Genomic DNA, 14,977 nt, shown 5'->3' with positions numbered 1-14,977 from the left:
GAAGGCACTCCTAAGATCCAACGGCCCCGTGGAGCCCGCACTAAACGCGCGGTGTGGTTTCCGATTCCTGAATCGAGTGAATCTTTTTGGGTCATTCATCAAGAAAGGGGTTAAGCGGTGTTAGGCCGGGGTAAACAAACCGCGCGCGTTTGTTTACCTATGGCTTGAGGGAGGGGGCTCTGCATGGTCCGGATCGGCATTCTCGGGGCGGCGAAAATTGCGCCCAAAGCCCTGATCCCGCAGGTAAAAAAGCGGGCAGACTGCAGCGTGGTGGCAATCGCCGCGCGGGATGGCGCGCGGGCTGGCGCCTTTGCCGGCGCGCACGGCATTCCGGAAGTTGTGGAAAGCTATGAAGCCCTGATCGCGCGGCCGGACATAGACCTCATTTACAACGCCCTGCCCCCGCACCGGCACGCGGACCTGTCGATTGCCGCGCTGGAGGCGGGCAAGCATGTGCTGTGTGAAAAGCCCTTCGCCCTCAATGCGCCGGAGGCCCGGCGGATGGCCGACGCAGCAGAGCGCACCGGCAGGCATCTGATCGAAGCCTTTCACTACCGCTTCCATCCCATGTTCCTCGACATTCTGGAAAAGGTCCGCAGCGGCGCCATTGGCAGGCTGTGCGCGATGAAAGCGGATTTCTCCGTGAGGATTCCCTATGCGGCGGAAGAACTGCGCCACCGGCCGGATCTGGGCGGCGGCGCCCTGATGGACCTTGGCTGTTATCCGCTGCACTGGTTGCGGACAGTCGCTGGCAGCGAGCCACGCCTGATCTCCGCCCGGATGGAAGAAGGGGCCGCAGGTATCGACCTTGTTACCGAAGCTGAACTGGAATTTCCCGGCGGTGTGCCCGCCCGGCTGAGAACCAGCATGAAGCCCGATCAGAAGATCAAGGCGTTCCTGGCCATAAAGGGCAGCGAAGGCATCCTGCGCGCCACAAACCCGATCCATCCCAGCCGAGGGAACGCCATCTCGATCCAGCGTGGCAGGGACGTCACCCGTTACTCCGTAGACGGAGAGACCACATATGACTACCAGCTGGCCCATGTGCTGGATGTCATCGCGGGCCGGGCAACCCCTCTTACCGGCGGGGCGGACGCGGTTGCCAATATGGCGATGATCGACGCGATTTATGAAACGGGCGGACTGAAGCCTCGCGGGACGTGATCAGGCGGTTTCCTGCGCCATCTCGATCCATTCCTCGACTTCCTCTTCCTCCAGCGTTTCGCCAGGGCGCAGCACGCGCGAGCCGGCGGAGGTCTGAAGGAACTCCATCGCCAGCTCGAAAATCGTGGCGGCAGACGCATTGGCGAGGTCTTCGCGTGAGGAAATTCCCGCGCCGACGAGCAGCTGCGCGTCATGCACCCGGAGGCCCGGCACTTCGATCATCAGGGTCGCCTGCATCTGCCAGGTCTCGATAGCGTCCACCGTGATGTGACGGACCCCAATGATCTCGGCCGCCTCATCGGGATCGCAGATCAGCAGGTCACCCACCGTCTCTATCCCGGCTCTGGCAAGGTGCACGGCCGTTTTGGGGCCGATCGACGGAGCATCGACCACGGGCGAGTCGAAGGTCAGGGCAGCGCGGTGATGGCGGGCAGCGGCCGGGGCAATGATGGCCGGCGGCCCAGGATCGTCTTCCTCCTCCAGCTCGTCACCGGCGTCTGCCTCATAAGCCTCTTCCAGGTCTTCCTCTTCCTCATAGACCTCCTCGTCCTCATCGTCAGAGGCGTCCAAGTCTGTCTCATATTCGGTGTGGTCCTCAAAGTCTTCTTCGGCGTCAGCTTCGGCCTCTTCGAGGAGGTTTTCCTCTTCGCCCTCGTCAGCATAGGCTTCATCCGCATCGGCCTCTCCGGCCTCCTCCTCGATCACGTCGAGGATCTCTTCTTCCGCCTCAGCGGTGTCCTTGAGCAGGTTTTCAGCCTCTTCCTCGGGCTGGATGCCTTCCGGGTCCCGCTTTGTGCCCAGCGGGGCAATCGGCTCGGCATTCAGTTCCTTCAGCGAAACCCGGCGCACTTCCTTGGCGTGCTGCTCGCGGATCAGCTTGTCATCTTCCGGCAGGGCGCGGATGACTTTTCCGGTCTTCTGGTATTCCTTGTACATCTTCTCGACCGTGGACCGGTCGGCCATGTCTTCGAGCTTCGCCGTGATCCAGCGCAGCGGGATATCCAGCGTCTCGATATAGCCCTGCAGGGTGAGATTGACCTTGGGCGGAGAAACGGCCGCCTCCTCTATGGCCCGCGTGATGATGGCGGCAAAGCCAGCGGTGGCATAGGCGATCAGATCCACAATGACGGCGCGCATCGTCTCGTCGAGGCCCGAGGGCGGATCGGCGACGCCGGCATCAATGTCATAATGGTCGATAAAGGTGAAATAATGCGCGTGCGCGCGCAGGGCGCCTTCGCGCACCATGTCAGACACGAAGCCGAGCCCGCCCGGCACCTTGATATCGGGATACCCCTGCTGGGCGATGCGCGCATCGATTTCCGGGCGCGACTTGGCGATGCTCCACTCCACGGCGCGGTGGATGACGCCTTCTGCCTCGGTCTGGCCGGTATGGAAGGGCTGGATCGGGTCGGCATAGTAATGGCTGAGCACACCGAGCGCCCAGGCCGCGTCGCTCCAGCGTTTGCGGCGCAGCAGGTCAACGGCCACCGCATACCATTCGGCCGCCTTGGCCCGGGCCCCGCCCCATTCGCCCTCGCCGACATGCAGAACATGGTTCTTGAAATCCCGGAAGGTGTCGTCGGGGGCCTTGGCCCCCTTCAGAAGCTGCTCATGATGCACCAGCATCAGCGATTTCCATCCTTCCGCTTCCGGCCCCTCGATCAGGGAGAGCGCATCAAACGCAATGAAATGGTGGGTCGAGCGGCAGCGGTGCGCGCGGATAACGCGTTCAAGCAGGGTCATGGTCTCATCCTGAGAGCAAATCAGGACGCTATTGGTGGCTTGAAATGGTGAATGTGCTGTTAACCTTATTTCACCTTCTGCGCTTGGCAGCGGGCGACCCGGCATGATAAATCCTGCCTATCGCAACAGGCGCTGAGCGCGGCCGTCATCCAGGCAACTGGAGAGGCAACCGCGGCGCGACCAGTTCCTGTGCGCGGGGCATCTGTCACCAGGGCCCCACTCCCAGGAACGTTTCAGCCGGGAGTGCCCCTCATGAAGACCATCATCGAACCTTTCCGCATCAAATCGGTCGAGCCGATCCGCATGACCACGCGCGCCGAGCGCGAGGCCCTGCTGAAGGCGGCGGGCTTTAACCTTTTCAAGCTGCATTCGGAGGATGTGATCATCGACCTTCTGACCGACAGCGGCACCTCCGCCATGAGCGCAGCGCAATGGGGCGCGGTGATGACCGGGGACGAAAGCTATGCCGGGGCGCCGAGCTTCTACCGGTTCGAGGCGGCCGTGAAAGACCTGATGGATTTCCGCCACATCATCCCCGCCCATCAGGGCCGGGCGGCCGAACACCTTCTCTTCACGCTGATCGCCCAGAAAGGCGACCTCATCCCCTCCAACACCCATTTCGACACCACGCGCGGCAATATCGAGGCGATGGGGGCCGAAGCGCTGGATATTCCGATTGCCGAGGGGCGTGTGCCGTCGCTCGATCATCCGTTCAAGGGCAATATGGATCTGACCGCGCTCGAACGTGTGCTTGCAGAGGAAGGCCACCGCATTCCCGCCGTGATGATGACCATCACCAACAATGCCGGGGGTGGCCAGCCTGTCAGCCTGGAGAATATCCGGGGGGCGGCTGCGCTGGCGAAAGCGCATGGCAAGGCCTTCTATATTGATGGCTGCCGCTTTGCGGAGAATGCGTGGTTCATCAAGCTGCGCGAGGAAGGGCAGAAAGACCGCTCGATTAAGGACATCGTGCGGGATTGTTTTGCTGTGGCCGATGGCATGACAATGAGCGCCAAGAAGGATGCCTTCGCCAATATCGGCGGTTGGCTGGCTCTCAACGATGACGGCCTGGCCGAACGCGCCCGCACCCTGCTGATCCAGACCGAGGGCTTCCCCACCTATGGCGGGCTTGCGGGACGCGACCTTGACGCCATTGCCCAGGGCCTCACGGAAATCATCGACGAGGATTACCTGCGCTACCGGGTACGGACGAATTCCTATATCGCCGAAAGACTGGACGCGATGGGTGTGCCGGTGGTGAAGCCTGCAGGCGGGCATGCCGTGTTCATCGACGCGCGCGCATTCCTGCCGCATATTCCGCCGCTGGAATATCCCGGCCAGGCGCTGACCTGCGCGATGTATGAAACCGGCGGCATCCGCGCCTGCGAGATCGGCACCGTGATGTTCGGCCGCAAGCCCGATGGCAGCGAAGCGCCTGCTGCCATGGACCTTGTCCGCCTCGCCATGCCCCGCCGCGTCTACACCCAGAGCCATGCGGACTATGTGGTGGAAGTGCTGGAAGAAGTGGCCGCCGCAAAGGACAAACTAAAAGGCCTGCGCATCGTGAAAGAGCCGCCGATGATGCGCCACTTTACGGCGGCGTTCGAGCGGCTTTAGGCGCCCGCGCATTTGCGCTTGACCGAAAAATAAGTCTGAACTTATATAAGTTTTGACTTATAAGAAGGACCTCGCCATGAGCCATGATATTGCCGCCGCAATCGGCGCAACATCCCGCATTGTCCGCAAGCGGGAGCGGGAGGGAAAACCGGCGGAAGCGGTGCTCGCCGAGCGGAGCTATCCGACGGATATCGATGACCTCTGGGACGCGCTGACCAATCCCGAGCGGCTGCCGCGCTGGTTCTCCCCGGTCACCGGCGATCTGAAGCTCGGCGGGCGTTATCAGGTGGAGGGCAATGCCGGCGGCACGGTCCTCACCTGCGATCCGCCCAGGAGCTTCACGCTGACTTGGGAATTTGCCGGGAATGTCAGCTGGGTGGAGGTGTACCTGCGCGCCATCTCGGAGGATGAAACGCATCTGCAGCTGGTGCATGAGGCGCATATCGATCCGGAATGGGCCGCCAAGTATGGCCCCGGCGCCACCGGCGTCGGCTGGGATCTCGGCCTGCTTGGCTTGCAGACGCATATCGCAACCGGCTGGGCGAAACCGCCCGAGGCCGACACAGAATGGATGCAGACGGAGGAATATCGCAGCTTTGTCCGCCGCAGCAGCGATGGCTGGCGCGAAGCTTCGGTGGCAGCTGGCAATGACGCCGAAGCGGCACGGCTGGCGGCGGCGAACACGGCCGCCTTCTATCTCGGCGAAGCCCCGCCCGGAGAGAGCTGATGCATGCATTTGATGTTTTGGGCGATCCCGTGCGCCGGCGCATCCTGGAACTGCTGGCTGAGCGCCGGCACGCTTCGGGCGAAGTTGTCGAGGTAATCCAGGCCGAGTTCGGCATTTCCCAAGCAGCCGTGTCCCAGCACCTAAAGGTGCTGAGGGAGAACGGCTTTGCGACGGTCGATGCCGACGGCGCACGGCGCATTTACACGCTGGATGCCACGCCGATGCGGCAGGTGGACGACTGGCTCGGCCACTTCAGAGGCTTCTGGACGCACAAGCTGGAATCGCTCGCCACCGAAGTCAGCCGGGACAGGAAAAAGAAATCGGACCGGCGAGACGCTTGACGCCCCTTACGGCAAGTCGCAACCCTTCTCCCTGAGCACAAAGTGCCGGGAGGAAACTGATATGGCAGATGACGGCGCACTGACGCCCTTTCCAGGCTTCAAGCGGGGCCGGATTGATGATGAAATCGTCAATCCGGAGCTTTATGCCAGCGAAGAGATCCATGATGTCTATACGCGGCTGAGACGGGAAGATCCGCTTCACTGGACGCAGCCCGAAGGCTTCCGGCCGTTCTGGTCTGTCACCAAACAGGCCGACATTCTGGAGATCGAGCGCCAGCATCCGATTTTCATCAACAGCGCGCGGACCTATCTCAGCCCGATTGCCGGGGAGGAGTGGATCAAATCCATGACCGGCGACACGCACCTGTTCCGCACGCTGGTCGATCTGGATGACCCCATCCATATGAAGCTGCGCGCGCTCACCCAGGGCTGGTTCATGCCGCCCAATCTGCGCAAGCTGGAAGAGCGCATTGCGGGCCTCGCCAAGGAGCATGTCGATCACATGCAGAGCCTTGGGAGCGAGTGCGATTTCGTCAAGGAAGTGGCGCTCTGGTATCCGCTGCGGGTGATCAATTCGATCCTGGGTATTCCGCGCTCGGATGAGAAATTCATCATGAAGATGACGCAGGAGATCTTCGGGCCGGGCGACCCCGATGTGGCCGCCGAAAGCAGCAATGTTTCCGAGGACGGCGCCTCGATGACCAGCGATCAGGGCGTGGACCTGCTGCAGACGGCGCAGGAACTCTTCGCCTATTTCGGAGCCATCACGGCCGACCGCCGCGCCAACCCGAAGGACGACCTTTCCAGCATCATTGCCAATGGCAAGATTGATGGCGCGCCCATCGGCGAGCGCGAGGCGATGAGCTATTACATCATCGTGGCCACCGCCGGCCATGACACGACGAGTTCGACCGCGTCCGGCGGCCTGCTACAGCTGATGCGCCAGCCCGATCAGCTGATGAAGCTGAAGAATGATCTCTCATTGCTGCCCAACGCCGTAGAAGAGATGATCCGCTGGGTGACCCCGGTGAAGCATTTCATGCGCACGGCCACGAAGGATTATGACCTGCGCGGCAAGACCATCCGCAAGGGCGACGGGCTCGCCCTCTTCTACTGGTCTGGTAACCGGGATGAGGAGGTGTTTGATCAGCCCTTCGAATTCCGGGTCGACCGGGACGTGAAGAAGCAGGTGGCCTTCGGGCATGGCGTGCACCTCTGCCTCGGCATGCACCTTGCCCGGATGGAAATCAGGGCCTTGTTTGCGGAGCTTCTGCCGCGCCTCAAATCCATCGAGCTGGCCGGCGAGCCGAAGAACACGCGCGCCAATTTCGTCTCTGGCCTGAAGAGCCTGCCGGTGCGCTTCGAGTTCACCTGATCTCTTGCGCCAAAGAAAAAGCCTTCGCGGAACTCCGCGAAGGCTTTTTTGTGCCTGGAAGGCAGGGCGCGTTTATCTCACCGCGAAATCTGTCGGTTCGGTGCTCTTGCCGCCTTTACCGGTTTCGCCTTTGGGCTGGCCGTGTTTGCCGGGGCCCATGAAGCCGAACATGTGGCCGGCCACCTTGCGGATCTGGATCTCTTCGGAGCCTTCGGTGATCCGGTAGCGGCGGTGGTGGCGGTAGATATGCTCGAACGGCTTGTGGCGGGAATAGCCGATGCCGCCATGCACCTGCATCGCCCGGTCGGCCGCTTCACAGACGAGACGGTTGGCGTAGTAGTTACACATCGACACCTTGTCGGAGAGCTTGATCGCCACTTCCGGCTTCGACATCTGGTCCATTTCCCAGGCCGTCTTGAAGATCAGCAAGCGGAGCATTTCAGCTTGCGTGGCAAGCTCCACCAGCGGGAACTGGATCGCCTGGTTGGTGGCCAGCGCCTTGCCGAAGGGCTTGCGCTCCAGCGCATATTTTACGCTTTCCTGAATGCAGTAGAGCGCCGCGCCGCAGGAGGAGGCCGCCTGGCGGATGCGGTTTTCATGCACGAAGTGCTGGGCGAGCGCGAGGCCGCCTTCCGGCGGGCCAAACACGGCATCTTCCGGCACCCAGACATCCTTGATGGTGAGGCGAGGATGGTCCGTCGGCATGTTGAAGGTCCACATATACTCTTCAATGATCACGCCGGGATCGCGGGCTGGAATGAGCAGACAGGTGATGCCTTTGGCGTCGCCATCCTTTCCGCTGGTGCGGCAGAACAGCATGATGTGGGTGGCGACATGCATGCCGGTGATCCACATTTTCTCACCGTTGATAAGCCAGCCATCCTTGCCGTCTTTCTTGTGGCGGACGGCGCGGGTTTCCATATGGGTGGCATCAGAGCCGTGATGGGGCTCCGTCAGGCCGAAGCAGGCAATGAATTTGCCTTCCAGCGCGGCGGTGGCGAGGTGTTTCTGATCGGGCCGGGCAAAATCGCGCAGCATCAGGATCTGCGGGAAGTTGCCGACGATGGAGTGTTCGTTCTGCAGGTCATTGTGCAGGCCGAGGCCCTTGCGGGCGAAATGCTCGCGGATGATCGCCATGCCAAGATTGGTGCCGTCCTGGCCGCCAAATTCCTTCGGCAGAGCGTAGCGCAGGTGGCCTGCTTTGTCGGCGCGGCGCTTGGCTTCCTTCAGCAGCTGCTCCCATTCGGGTCGTGGCAGACCGCCATTTTCAAAATCGGTACGCGCCCATTCCCGGCGATGGTCGAAAAAGCGCTCATTGTCGTCCTGGGCCTGGAGCGGCTTGATCTCATCTTCGATAAATTTGTCCAGCACGACCAGATAGTCGGCGATGTCCTTTGGGATGTTGAAATCCATGGGCGTTTCCTCGGGCTGCGTCAGTATGCACTCACCTTACGCCAGCTCTGGCGCTGGACAATTTGTGCCGCCGGGGCAATGAAGCCCTCAGAATGTGCTGCAGCGCAGCAAATGGAACGATCCGTTCTCCAAAATCCTGAATTCAGCACTCTGAACGCTTGACGAAATGTTCAGCGTTCTTTAGCCTGAAAATTAGGCAGCAATGCCCCACCAAAAAAATCGCAGCAACAACCAACCGAACACAGGCAACCTCCCATGCTCCGTTCCGCTATCGCCGCTCTGGCTTTCGCTGGCCTCGCCCTTCCGGCTTTCGCCAGCTACACCTTTGAAACCGCTGAACCTGTCTCTCAGAAGCGCGTCATCGCTGAAAGCGTCGTCTGGACCTGCGATGGCTCCGTCTGCACCGGCGATCTGAAGCGCAAAGCCCCGACCGTGCGCGTCTGCAAGAAGATCGCCAAGGAAGTCGGCGCCGTCACCGCATTCCGCAACACGTCTGCCGAGCTGACCGCTGAAGAACTGGCCGAGTGCAACACCGCCGCCAAGAAATAAGGCTCCCCTCTCCAAGCCTTTCTTCCGAGCCGCCGCGAACCAACGCGGCGGCTTTTTTTGTTTCGAAGCGCTTCCTGTTCGTGCGAACATCGGGAAAATTCCGGCCACTTCAGGACCATCGGGGACCGTCCGTGGAAGACAAAGCCAAGCGCTCAATTCGCAAAAGACTGCTGAGTTACTTTCACGCCCATCGGCGTGACATGATTTCAGTTGCCATATTCGTTCCGTCGGTCCTGACCATCGGCATCTACTTGGGAATACAGATGGACCGGCATTTCGTCGTTAAAGACGGCATCAAAAACGGCATCTACTGGTCTTGCAATCATTTTTGGGAAGGCCCTCTCGCTGGAGGAGGCAAACGCTGCGAAGCACGGCTGATCCACGGGACAAACCTGCGCTACCAAACAGGCTGGAAGAACCCCGATATCGGCTCATTGGCCCGCGATATTCCCGTCAATGACAGCCACAAGCTTACTCACGTCGCCTTGCTCACAGACAAGATTTTCGCAAAGACCGATGATGGCGCCTACTACATTATTGCCTTCGAACTTTTCGATAATGGAGGGCACACGCAGAAGGTTTCCGGACCGATGGACGAAAGCTTATTTGTTGAGCAGGCACCTGACACCACTCTGAACTGGATGCCGGTCCACACCCCCTAACATCAAGATGTCGCCATGCAGAAACCAGAAGCCGGATGCGGCGCCGCCATTCTAGACGGGCAAGGCCGCCTTCTCCTGATCCAGCACATGAGAGAACCTGAGGCAGGCGCCTGGGGCCTGTCCGGCGGCAAGATCATTTCGGCGAACGCGCGCAGGACACGGCCCGGCGGGAAATCCGGGAAGAACTCGGCATCCAATTTTGTGCAGTTTGCGGGCATTTCGCAATTCACCGCGATGTTAACTTACATTTGGCGCAAATCGTGATTAGCTTCTCCTTGCGCTGGATGGTCCAGGGCAAAAGAACGTGCGTGTTGCACGCCTGAAAGGAGGTGATCCAATGTCGAGTGAGAAACCAGGTGAGGCCGTTGGGTCTGTATCCTATGGTGTCTGGCTGGAGCAGCCTCCAGTCCGCGCCTAGAGATACAGGTTCGGCGCTGAAACGCGCCGCGATCTGACGGGCCCCACGGGGCTCACGGGAGCCGCCCTTCGACAGGGCGGCTTCTTTGTTTCTGCAGATGATGAAACAGGTTCGCGATCAGAGTGAATTTGCGCTAACTAGCCGCGTTACGAGGATTCCGGAGTACCCCGATCATGACAGCGCTGACCCACACACCTTCTGGCTGGACCATTGGCGGAAATGGCCCGCTGGCGGTTATGGCGGGTCTCAATGTTCTGGAAGACGAGGGATTGGCGCTGGAAGTTGGCACGGAACTGAAACGCATCTGCGGCGGCCTGGGGCTGCCCTATGTGTTCAAGGCAAGCTTCGACAAGGCAAACCGCTCCTCAATCAAGTCCTATCGCGGTCCCGGTCTCGAGGCGGGCCTCAGAATCCTCGCCAGCGTCAAAGCGAAGCTGGGCGTGCCGGTCGTGACTGACCTGCATGAGCCTTTCCAGGCAGAGCCCGTGGCAGAAGTTGCCGACATCATCCAGCTGCCCGCCTTCCTTGTACGCCAGACTGATCTGGTGATTGCCGTGGCAAAAGCCGCCGCCAAGGAGAAGGCCCTGATCCAAGCCAAGAAGGCCCAGTTCATGGCCCCCTGGGACGCCAAGAACATCCTGACCAAGATTGCCGAAGTGGCGCCGGAAACCGGCGTCATCCTGTGCGAGCGGGGGGTGAGCTTCGGCTACAACAATCTGGTCGTCGACATGCTCTCCATTCCGGAAATGAAAAAGCTTGGCTGCCCGGTGACCATCGATGCGACCCATGCCGTGCAGCTTCCCGGCGCGGACCCCCGCACCGCCGGCGCCTCCACCGGTGGCCGCCGGGATGGGGTATCCATCATCGCCAAATCAGCCGTGGCCGCAGGCGCTGACGGCGTATTCCTGGAGTTCCATACCGACCCGGACAAGGCACTTTGTGATGGCCCGAGCTGCCTGCCGCTGTCGGCCGCCAGTGAGCTGCTGACCACCCTGAAACGAATTCATCAGGCAATAAACGGCTAGTGGGCTGTTGCCTCTAATGAACCCGCACAGAGTTTCCGTCATCATCATCAACTATAATGGCGGCGCATTCCTGCAGCAGGCAGTCAATTCCCTCAGCCGGCAGACCTTCCGGGATTTCGAGCTGATCGTATTTGATAATGCGTCGACGGATGGATCTGCCGATACGCTTGACCTATTGGGCGTTCCCGCCGGGCGATTGGTGCGCAGCCCGGAGAACATCGGATTTGCCGGCGGGAACAACCGCGCCGCAGAGCTTGCCACCGGCAGGTGGCTCGCTCTGCTCAATCCTGACACTGTTGCCGAGCCCGACTGGCTGGAGAACCTGCTCGCGGCCGCCGATGCGCATCCTGATTGCCGCAACTTCGCCTCCGCTCAATTTGACCTGAACTCCGCCGATACACTCGATGGCGTGGGAGACGCCTATCTCGTCTTCGGGATCCCCTGGCGTGGCGGGTTCGGGCGGCCGGCAAGCGAGCTTCCCGGCATGGGGTGGTGTTTCAGCGCGTGCGGCGCAGCGGCAATGTATGATCTGGCGCTGTTCCGTGAACTCGGTGGCTTTGACGAGCGCTTCTTCTGCTATTGCGAAGATGTTGATCTGGGATTTCGCCTGCAACTGGCCGGGCATGATTGCCTGTTCGTCAACACGGCTGTCGTGCATCATGCCGGCAGCGGAATAACCGGACGGACAAGCGCATTCTCCACCTATCACGGGACACGCAACAGGGTCTGGACCTATTTCAAGAACATGCCCGCCGGGGTCCTTCTTGCGACCCTGCCGGGCCATGTCGCACTGACACTGTACATCGCGGCCAGAAACGTCTTTACCCCGCGTTTCAAGCCAATGTTGCGCGGCCTCAAGGACGGCGTTGCAGGCCTGCCACAAATCCGCAGGCCATCTGCATGGAAGCTTTCCCGGCACAGGATGAAAACGCGCCACCTTCTTTCAAGGATGGCCTGGAACCCCTGGCTCATGAGCGCCCGGAAAGCGCATGTCCGTAATCTGACGAGCAAGCCTGCCGATCAGTGATCGCTCACGAGCAGGTGACGCAGATAGTCGCCGTATTCGTTCTTGTACCCGGCCGCGAGTTTTTCCACCTGCGCATCGTCAATGAAGCCGCAGCGCCAGGCAACCTCTTCAGGACACGCAACCTTCAGCCCCTGGCGTTTCTCCAGCGTCTGGACGAATTGCGACGCCTGGATCAACCCGTCAAACGTGCCCGCATCAAGCCAGGCCGTTCCCCGCGGAAGGCGCTTCACATTAAGCTGCCCCTTCTGCAGATAGAAATCATTGATTGCGGTGATCTCAAGTTCTCCGCGGGCGGAGGGTTTCACTTCACGCGCGATATCCACCACCTGGTTGTCATAGAAATAGAGACCAGTGACCGCCCAGTTGCTCTTCGGCTTTGACGGCTTCTCTTCGATCGAGAGCGCCTTGCCCTGCCGGTCGATCTCGACCACGCCGAATTCGGTTGGATTTGTCACCTGAAAGGCAAAGACTTCCGCGCCGGACTGAAGCTGGCCAGCCTCTTCCAGATCTCCGCGCAGGCCCGCCCCGTAGAACATGTTATCGCCCAGCGCCAAGGCGCTCGAGCCGCCCCGCACGAAGTCTGCCCCGATCAGAAATGCTTCGGCAAGACCGCGCGCTTCGGGCTGCTCGGCATAGCTGAAATTCATGCCCCAATCTTCACCGGAGCCGAGAAGGCGCTGATAGGCCGGCAGGGCTTCCGGCATTGAAATGATCAGCATGTCGCGTATCCCGGCCATCATCAACGTCGTGACCGGGTGGAAGATCATCGGCTTGTCATACACGGGCAGAAGCTGTTTCGAAACGCCTCGCGTAATCGGGTACAGACGTGTGCCCTTACCGCCGGCGAGAATAATCCCCTTCATGCGCTCCAACCTTTCGTTCTTACGAGTTCTTCGACCACGCTGCGGGTGCTTGACCGCCAATCCGGAAGCGCAACCCCATAGATCGCCGCCAGATGGCTGCAATCCAGCCGAGAGTTGGCAGGCCGCCGCGTGGGTGTTGGATACTCGGCTGTTGTGATCCGTTGGACGCGGGCCGAAGGTCCGCCTGCTGCCGAACTGACGGCAAATATTTCTTCGGCAAATTCCGCCCAGCTGGCTTCTCCGGCGGCCGTCATATGAAAGACGCCAGGAACGAGCGCGGCCGGGTTGCCGGCATATTGCAGCGCGATCGCCCACAGGGCCGCCGCGATATCGTTCGCACTTGTCGGGTTTCCGCGCTGGTCGTGAACGACGGTCAGTTCATCCCGGCCTTCGGCCACCCGCAGCATGGTTTTGGCAAAATTCTTGCCCCAGGGGCTGTAAACCCAAGCTGTCCGCAAGATGATCGCCTGCGGATTGCTTTGCGCAACCTTCTGCTCACCCTCTAGCTTGGACTGGCCGTATACGCCGAGCGGATTAACCGCATCGGTTTCAAGATACGGACCGGATTTTTCGCCGTTGAACACATAATCCGTGGAGAGATGCAGTATGGGCGCGCCTCGCGCGGCCGCCGCCTCCGCCAGCGCGCCAGCAGCCGCCGCATTGACGAGTTTCGCTTCTTCGGGCTCACTTTCTGCCTGATCGACGGCCGTGTATGCGGCGGCGTTGATCACGAGGTCAGGCGCGGTAGCCTCAACCACGCGCGCAATACTGCCGGTATCCCGGATGTCGAGCTCCGGCCGGCCAAGGCAGACTGCCTGAACACGATCAGCGGGCACCGAAGCGGCCAGCGCACGGGCAACCTGCCCGCCCCTGCCTGCCACGAGAACGTTTAATCTGGACATCTTGAACTCTTTAAACAGATTGGGTTGCCCGCTCAGGCATTTGCTTTTTCTGCAAGTCCGAGACGCTGCCCCGAATAGACATTGCTCCGGAGCGGACCCCACCAGGCCTCATTCTCCAGATACCAGGCGATCGTCTTGCGAAGACCGGACTCGAAATTCTCCTGGGCCCGCCAGCCCAGTTCGCCCTCCAGCTTTGTCGCATCAATGGCGTAGCGGTGATCATGGCCGGGACGATCGGCAACAAAAGTGATCAGATTGCGGCGAGGCTCCGCAACCGGGCGCACACGGTCGAGTTCATCGCAAATCGCTTCCACAACCTGCAGGTTGGTCCGCTCGTTTCGCCCACCAACATTATAGGTTTCGCCCGGGCGCCCCTTCGACGCGATCAAAGCGAGCGCGCGCGCGTGGTCTTCCACAAACAGCCAGTCCCGAATGTTGTCGCCCTTGCCGTAAACCGGCAGCGGTTTGCCTTCGAGGGCGTTCAGCGTGACCAGAGGAATGAGCTTTTCCGGGAAATGGTAAGGCCCGTAATTGTTCGAACAGTTCGACACGACCACCGGCAGACCGTAAGTGCGCTGCCAGGCTTTGGCCAGGTGATCAGATGCCGCCTTCGAAGCCGAATACGGGGAGGACGGATCATAAGGTGTTTCTTCCGTGAACAGCCCATCGGCGCCCAGGGAGCCGTACACCTCATCGGTTGAGACATGCAGGAAGCGAAATGCATCTTTCGCTGCGCCGGTGAGCGTGTTCCAATAGGCGCGGGCACCCTCCAGCATGCTGTAGGTTCCTACCACATTCGTTTCCACGAATGCTTGGGGGCCGGAGATTGACCTGTCGACATGGCTCTCAGCTGCGAGGTGCAGGATCTGCTGGGGCTTTTCGCGCGCGATGATCTCCGCCATCAGAGGCTGATTGCAGATGTCTTCAATGATGAGGCGCGCCCGCCCGGAGCGTTCTGCCTCAGCAATGCTTCCGCGCGTGGCCGCATAGGTCATCTTGTCGATGATCACGACCTCGGCTTGCTGGTCCTGCACAAGATGGCGCACCACCGCCGAGCCGATAAAGCCAGCGCCGCCCGTCACAATGACCTTTTTATCACTCATACGCATCAAACCTTAAGACGACAGACGGAACCGGATTTCAACTGCATT

14 protein-coding genes are annotated in these 14,977 nt (G+C 60.6%); 9 read left to right on the top strand and 5 right to left on the bottom strand.

The features are described 5' to 3' along the window. Positions 1-183 precede the first annotated feature (183 nt). Positions 184-1,164, top strand: a complete 981-nt coding sequence (locus tag BBF93_RS03640) for a Gfo/Idh/MocA family protein (RefSeq protein ID WP_114104998.1) — start codon at positions 184-186, stop codon at positions 1,162-1,164. Here BBF93_RS03640 and BBF93_RS03635 read toward each other — a convergent pair whose 3' ends face one another. Beyond that, positions 1,165-2,907: a DUF4332 domain-containing protein gene (locus BBF93_RS03635; protein WP_114104997.1), complete on the bottom strand. Its 1,743-nt coding sequence runs from the start codon at positions 2,905-2,907 to the stop codon at positions 1,165-1,167. Between the two features lie 252 nt (positions 2,908-3,159). Between BBF93_RS03635 and BBF93_RS03630 the strand changes: the two genes are divergently transcribed. From BBF93_RS03630 to BBF93_RS03615, 4 genes are all read left to right on the top strand, one after another. Further along, positions 3,160-4,524, top strand: a complete 1,365-nt coding sequence (locus BBF93_RS03630; RefSeq protein ID WP_114104996.1) for a tryptophanase — start codon at positions 3,160-3,162, stop codon at positions 4,522-4,524. A gap of 76 nt (positions 4,525-4,600) precedes the next feature. Then, complete coding sequence (locus BBF93_RS03625; RefSeq protein WP_114104995.1) at positions 4,601-5,251, top strand: SRPBCC family protein; 651 nt, start codon at positions 4,601-4,603, stop codon at positions 5,249-5,251. After that, positions 5,251-5,592, top strand: a complete 342-nt coding sequence (locus BBF93_RS03620; RefSeq protein WP_114104994.1) for a helix-turn-helix transcriptional regulator — start codon at positions 5,251-5,253, stop codon at positions 5,590-5,592. The genes BBF93_RS03625 and BBF93_RS03620 overlap by 1 nt, the downstream gene beginning before the upstream one ends. Positions 5,593-5,653: 61 nt before the next feature. Continuing rightward, complete coding sequence (locus tag BBF93_RS03615) at positions 5,654-6,967, top strand: cytochrome P450 (RefSeq protein WP_114104993.1); 1,314 nt, start codon at positions 5,654-5,656, stop codon at positions 6,965-6,967. Positions 6,968-7,039: 72 nt separating this feature from the next. Here BBF93_RS03615 and BBF93_RS03610 read toward each other — a convergent pair whose 3' ends face one another. Next, positions 7,040-8,380 carry an acyl-CoA dehydrogenase family protein gene (locus tag BBF93_RS03610; protein ID WP_035593504.1) on the bottom strand — a complete coding sequence of 447 codons (1,341 nt, stop codon included), beginning with the start codon at positions 8,378-8,380 and terminating at the stop codon, positions 7,040-7,042. Positions 8,381-8,635: 255 nt separating this feature from the next. On the opposite strand from BBF93_RS03610, the gene BBF93_RS03605 reads away from it, so the two are divergent. The 4 genes from BBF93_RS03605 (at position 8,636) to BBF93_RS03585 (ending at position 12,061) form a co-directional block, all read left to right on the top strand. Continuing rightward, positions 8,636-8,929 (top strand): hypothetical protein, encoded by a 294-nt coding sequence (locus BBF93_RS03605; RefSeq protein WP_051612154.1) that lies wholly within the window; start codon positions 8,636-8,638, stop codon positions 8,927-8,929. A gap of 131 nt (positions 8,930-9,060) precedes the next feature. Beyond that, positions 9,061-9,591, top strand: coding sequence for a hypothetical protein (locus BBF93_RS03600; protein ID WP_114104992.1), 531 nt, complete (start codon positions 9,061-9,063; stop codon positions 9,589-9,591). A gap of 591 nt (positions 9,592-10,182) precedes the next feature. After that, positions 10,183-11,034, top strand: a complete 852-nt coding sequence (gene kdsA / locus BBF93_RS03590) for a 3-deoxy-8-phosphooctulonate synthase (RefSeq protein ID WP_114104991.1) — start codon at positions 10,183-10,185, stop codon at positions 11,032-11,034. A gap of 16 nt (positions 11,035-11,050) precedes the next feature. Further along, on the top strand, positions 11,051-12,061 hold the full coding sequence (locus BBF93_RS03585) for a glycosyltransferase family 2 protein (protein ID WP_114104990.1): 1,011 nt from the start codon (positions 11,051-11,053) through the stop codon (positions 12,059-12,061). Here the strand turns inward: BBF93_RS03585 and rfbA are convergent. From rfbA to rfbB, 3 genes are read right to left on the bottom strand one after another with little or no spacing between them, the layout of a single operon-like run. Then, entirely contained in the window at positions 12,055-12,924 is an 870-nt protein-coding gene (gene rfbA / locus BBF93_RS03580; RefSeq protein WP_114104989.1) for a glucose-1-phosphate thymidylyltransferase RfbA, read from the bottom strand. The genes BBF93_RS03585 and rfbA overlap by 7 nt on opposite strands. Further along, positions 12,921-13,826: a dTDP-4-dehydrorhamnose reductase gene (gene rfbD, locus BBF93_RS03575; protein WP_114104988.1), complete on the bottom strand. Its 906-nt coding sequence runs from the start codon at positions 13,824-13,826 to the stop codon at positions 12,921-12,923. Before rfbD ends, rfbA begins: the two co-directional genes overlap by 4 nt. A 32-nt stretch (positions 13,827-13,858) precedes the next feature. Next, entirely contained in the window at positions 13,859-14,929 is a 1,071-nt protein-coding gene (gene rfbB, locus BBF93_RS03570; protein ID WP_370454406.1) for a dTDP-glucose 4,6-dehydratase, read from the bottom strand. Positions 14,930-14,977: the final 48 nt, after the last annotated feature.

Source organism: Hyphomonas sp. CACIAM 19H1 (assembly GCF_003325995.1).
Taxonomy (GTDB): domain Bacteria; phylum Pseudomonadota; class Alphaproteobacteria; order Caulobacterales; family Hyphomonadaceae; genus Hyphomonas; species Hyphomonas polymorpha.
Note: the sequence above shows the minus strand (reverse complement) of the source record. Positions and strands in the feature narration are given on the sequence as shown.

Excerpts from the sequence above, each read along its gene's own strand:
- BBF93_RS03640 (WP_114104998.1), top strand. The coding sequence starts at position 184 with ATGGTCCGGATCGGCATTCTCGGGGCGGCGAAAATTGCGCCCAAAGCC.
- BBF93_RS03635 (WP_114104997.1), bottom strand. The coding sequence starts at position 2,907 with ATGACCCTGCTTGAACGCGTTATCCGCGCGCACCGCTGCCGCTCGACC.
- BBF93_RS03630 (WP_114104996.1), top strand. The coding sequence starts at position 3,160 with ATGAAGACCATCATCGAACCTTTCCGCATCAAATCGGTCGAGCCGATC.
- BBF93_RS03625 (WP_114104995.1), top strand. The coding sequence starts at position 4,601 with ATGAGCCATGATATTGCCGCCGCAATCGGCGCAACATCCCGCATTGTC.
- BBF93_RS03620 (WP_114104994.1), top strand. The coding sequence starts at position 5,251 with ATGCATGCATTTGATGTTTTGGGCGATCCCGTGCGCCGGCGCATCCTG.
- BBF93_RS03615 (WP_114104993.1), top strand. The coding sequence starts at position 5,654 with ATGGCAGATGACGGCGCACTGACGCCCTTTCCAGGCTTCAAGCGGGGC.
- BBF93_RS03610 (WP_035593504.1), bottom strand. The coding sequence starts at position 8,380 with ATGGATTTCAACATCCCAAAGGACATCGCCGACTATCTGGTCGTGCTG.
- BBF93_RS03605 (WP_051612154.1), top strand. The coding sequence starts at position 8,636 with ATGCTCCGTTCCGCTATCGCCGCTCTGGCTTTCGCTGGCCTCGCCCTT.
- kdsA (WP_114104991.1), top strand. The coding sequence starts at position 10,183 with ATGACAGCGCTGACCCACACACCTTCTGGCTGGACCATTGGCGGAAAT.
- BBF93_RS03585 (WP_114104990.1), top strand. The coding sequence starts at position 11,051 with ATGAACCCGCACAGAGTTTCCGTCATCATCATCAACTATAATGGCGGC.
- rfbA (WP_114104989.1), bottom strand. The coding sequence starts at position 12,924 with ATGAAGGGGATTATTCTCGCCGGCGGTAAGGGCACACGTCTGTACCCG.
- rfbD (WP_114104988.1), bottom strand. The coding sequence starts at position 13,826 with ATGTCCAGATTAAACGTTCTCGTGGCAGGCAGGGGCGGGCAGGTTGCC.
- rfbB (WP_370454406.1), bottom strand. The coding sequence starts at position 14,929 with ATGAGTGATAAAAAGGTCATTGTGACGGGCGGCGCTGGCTTTATCGGC.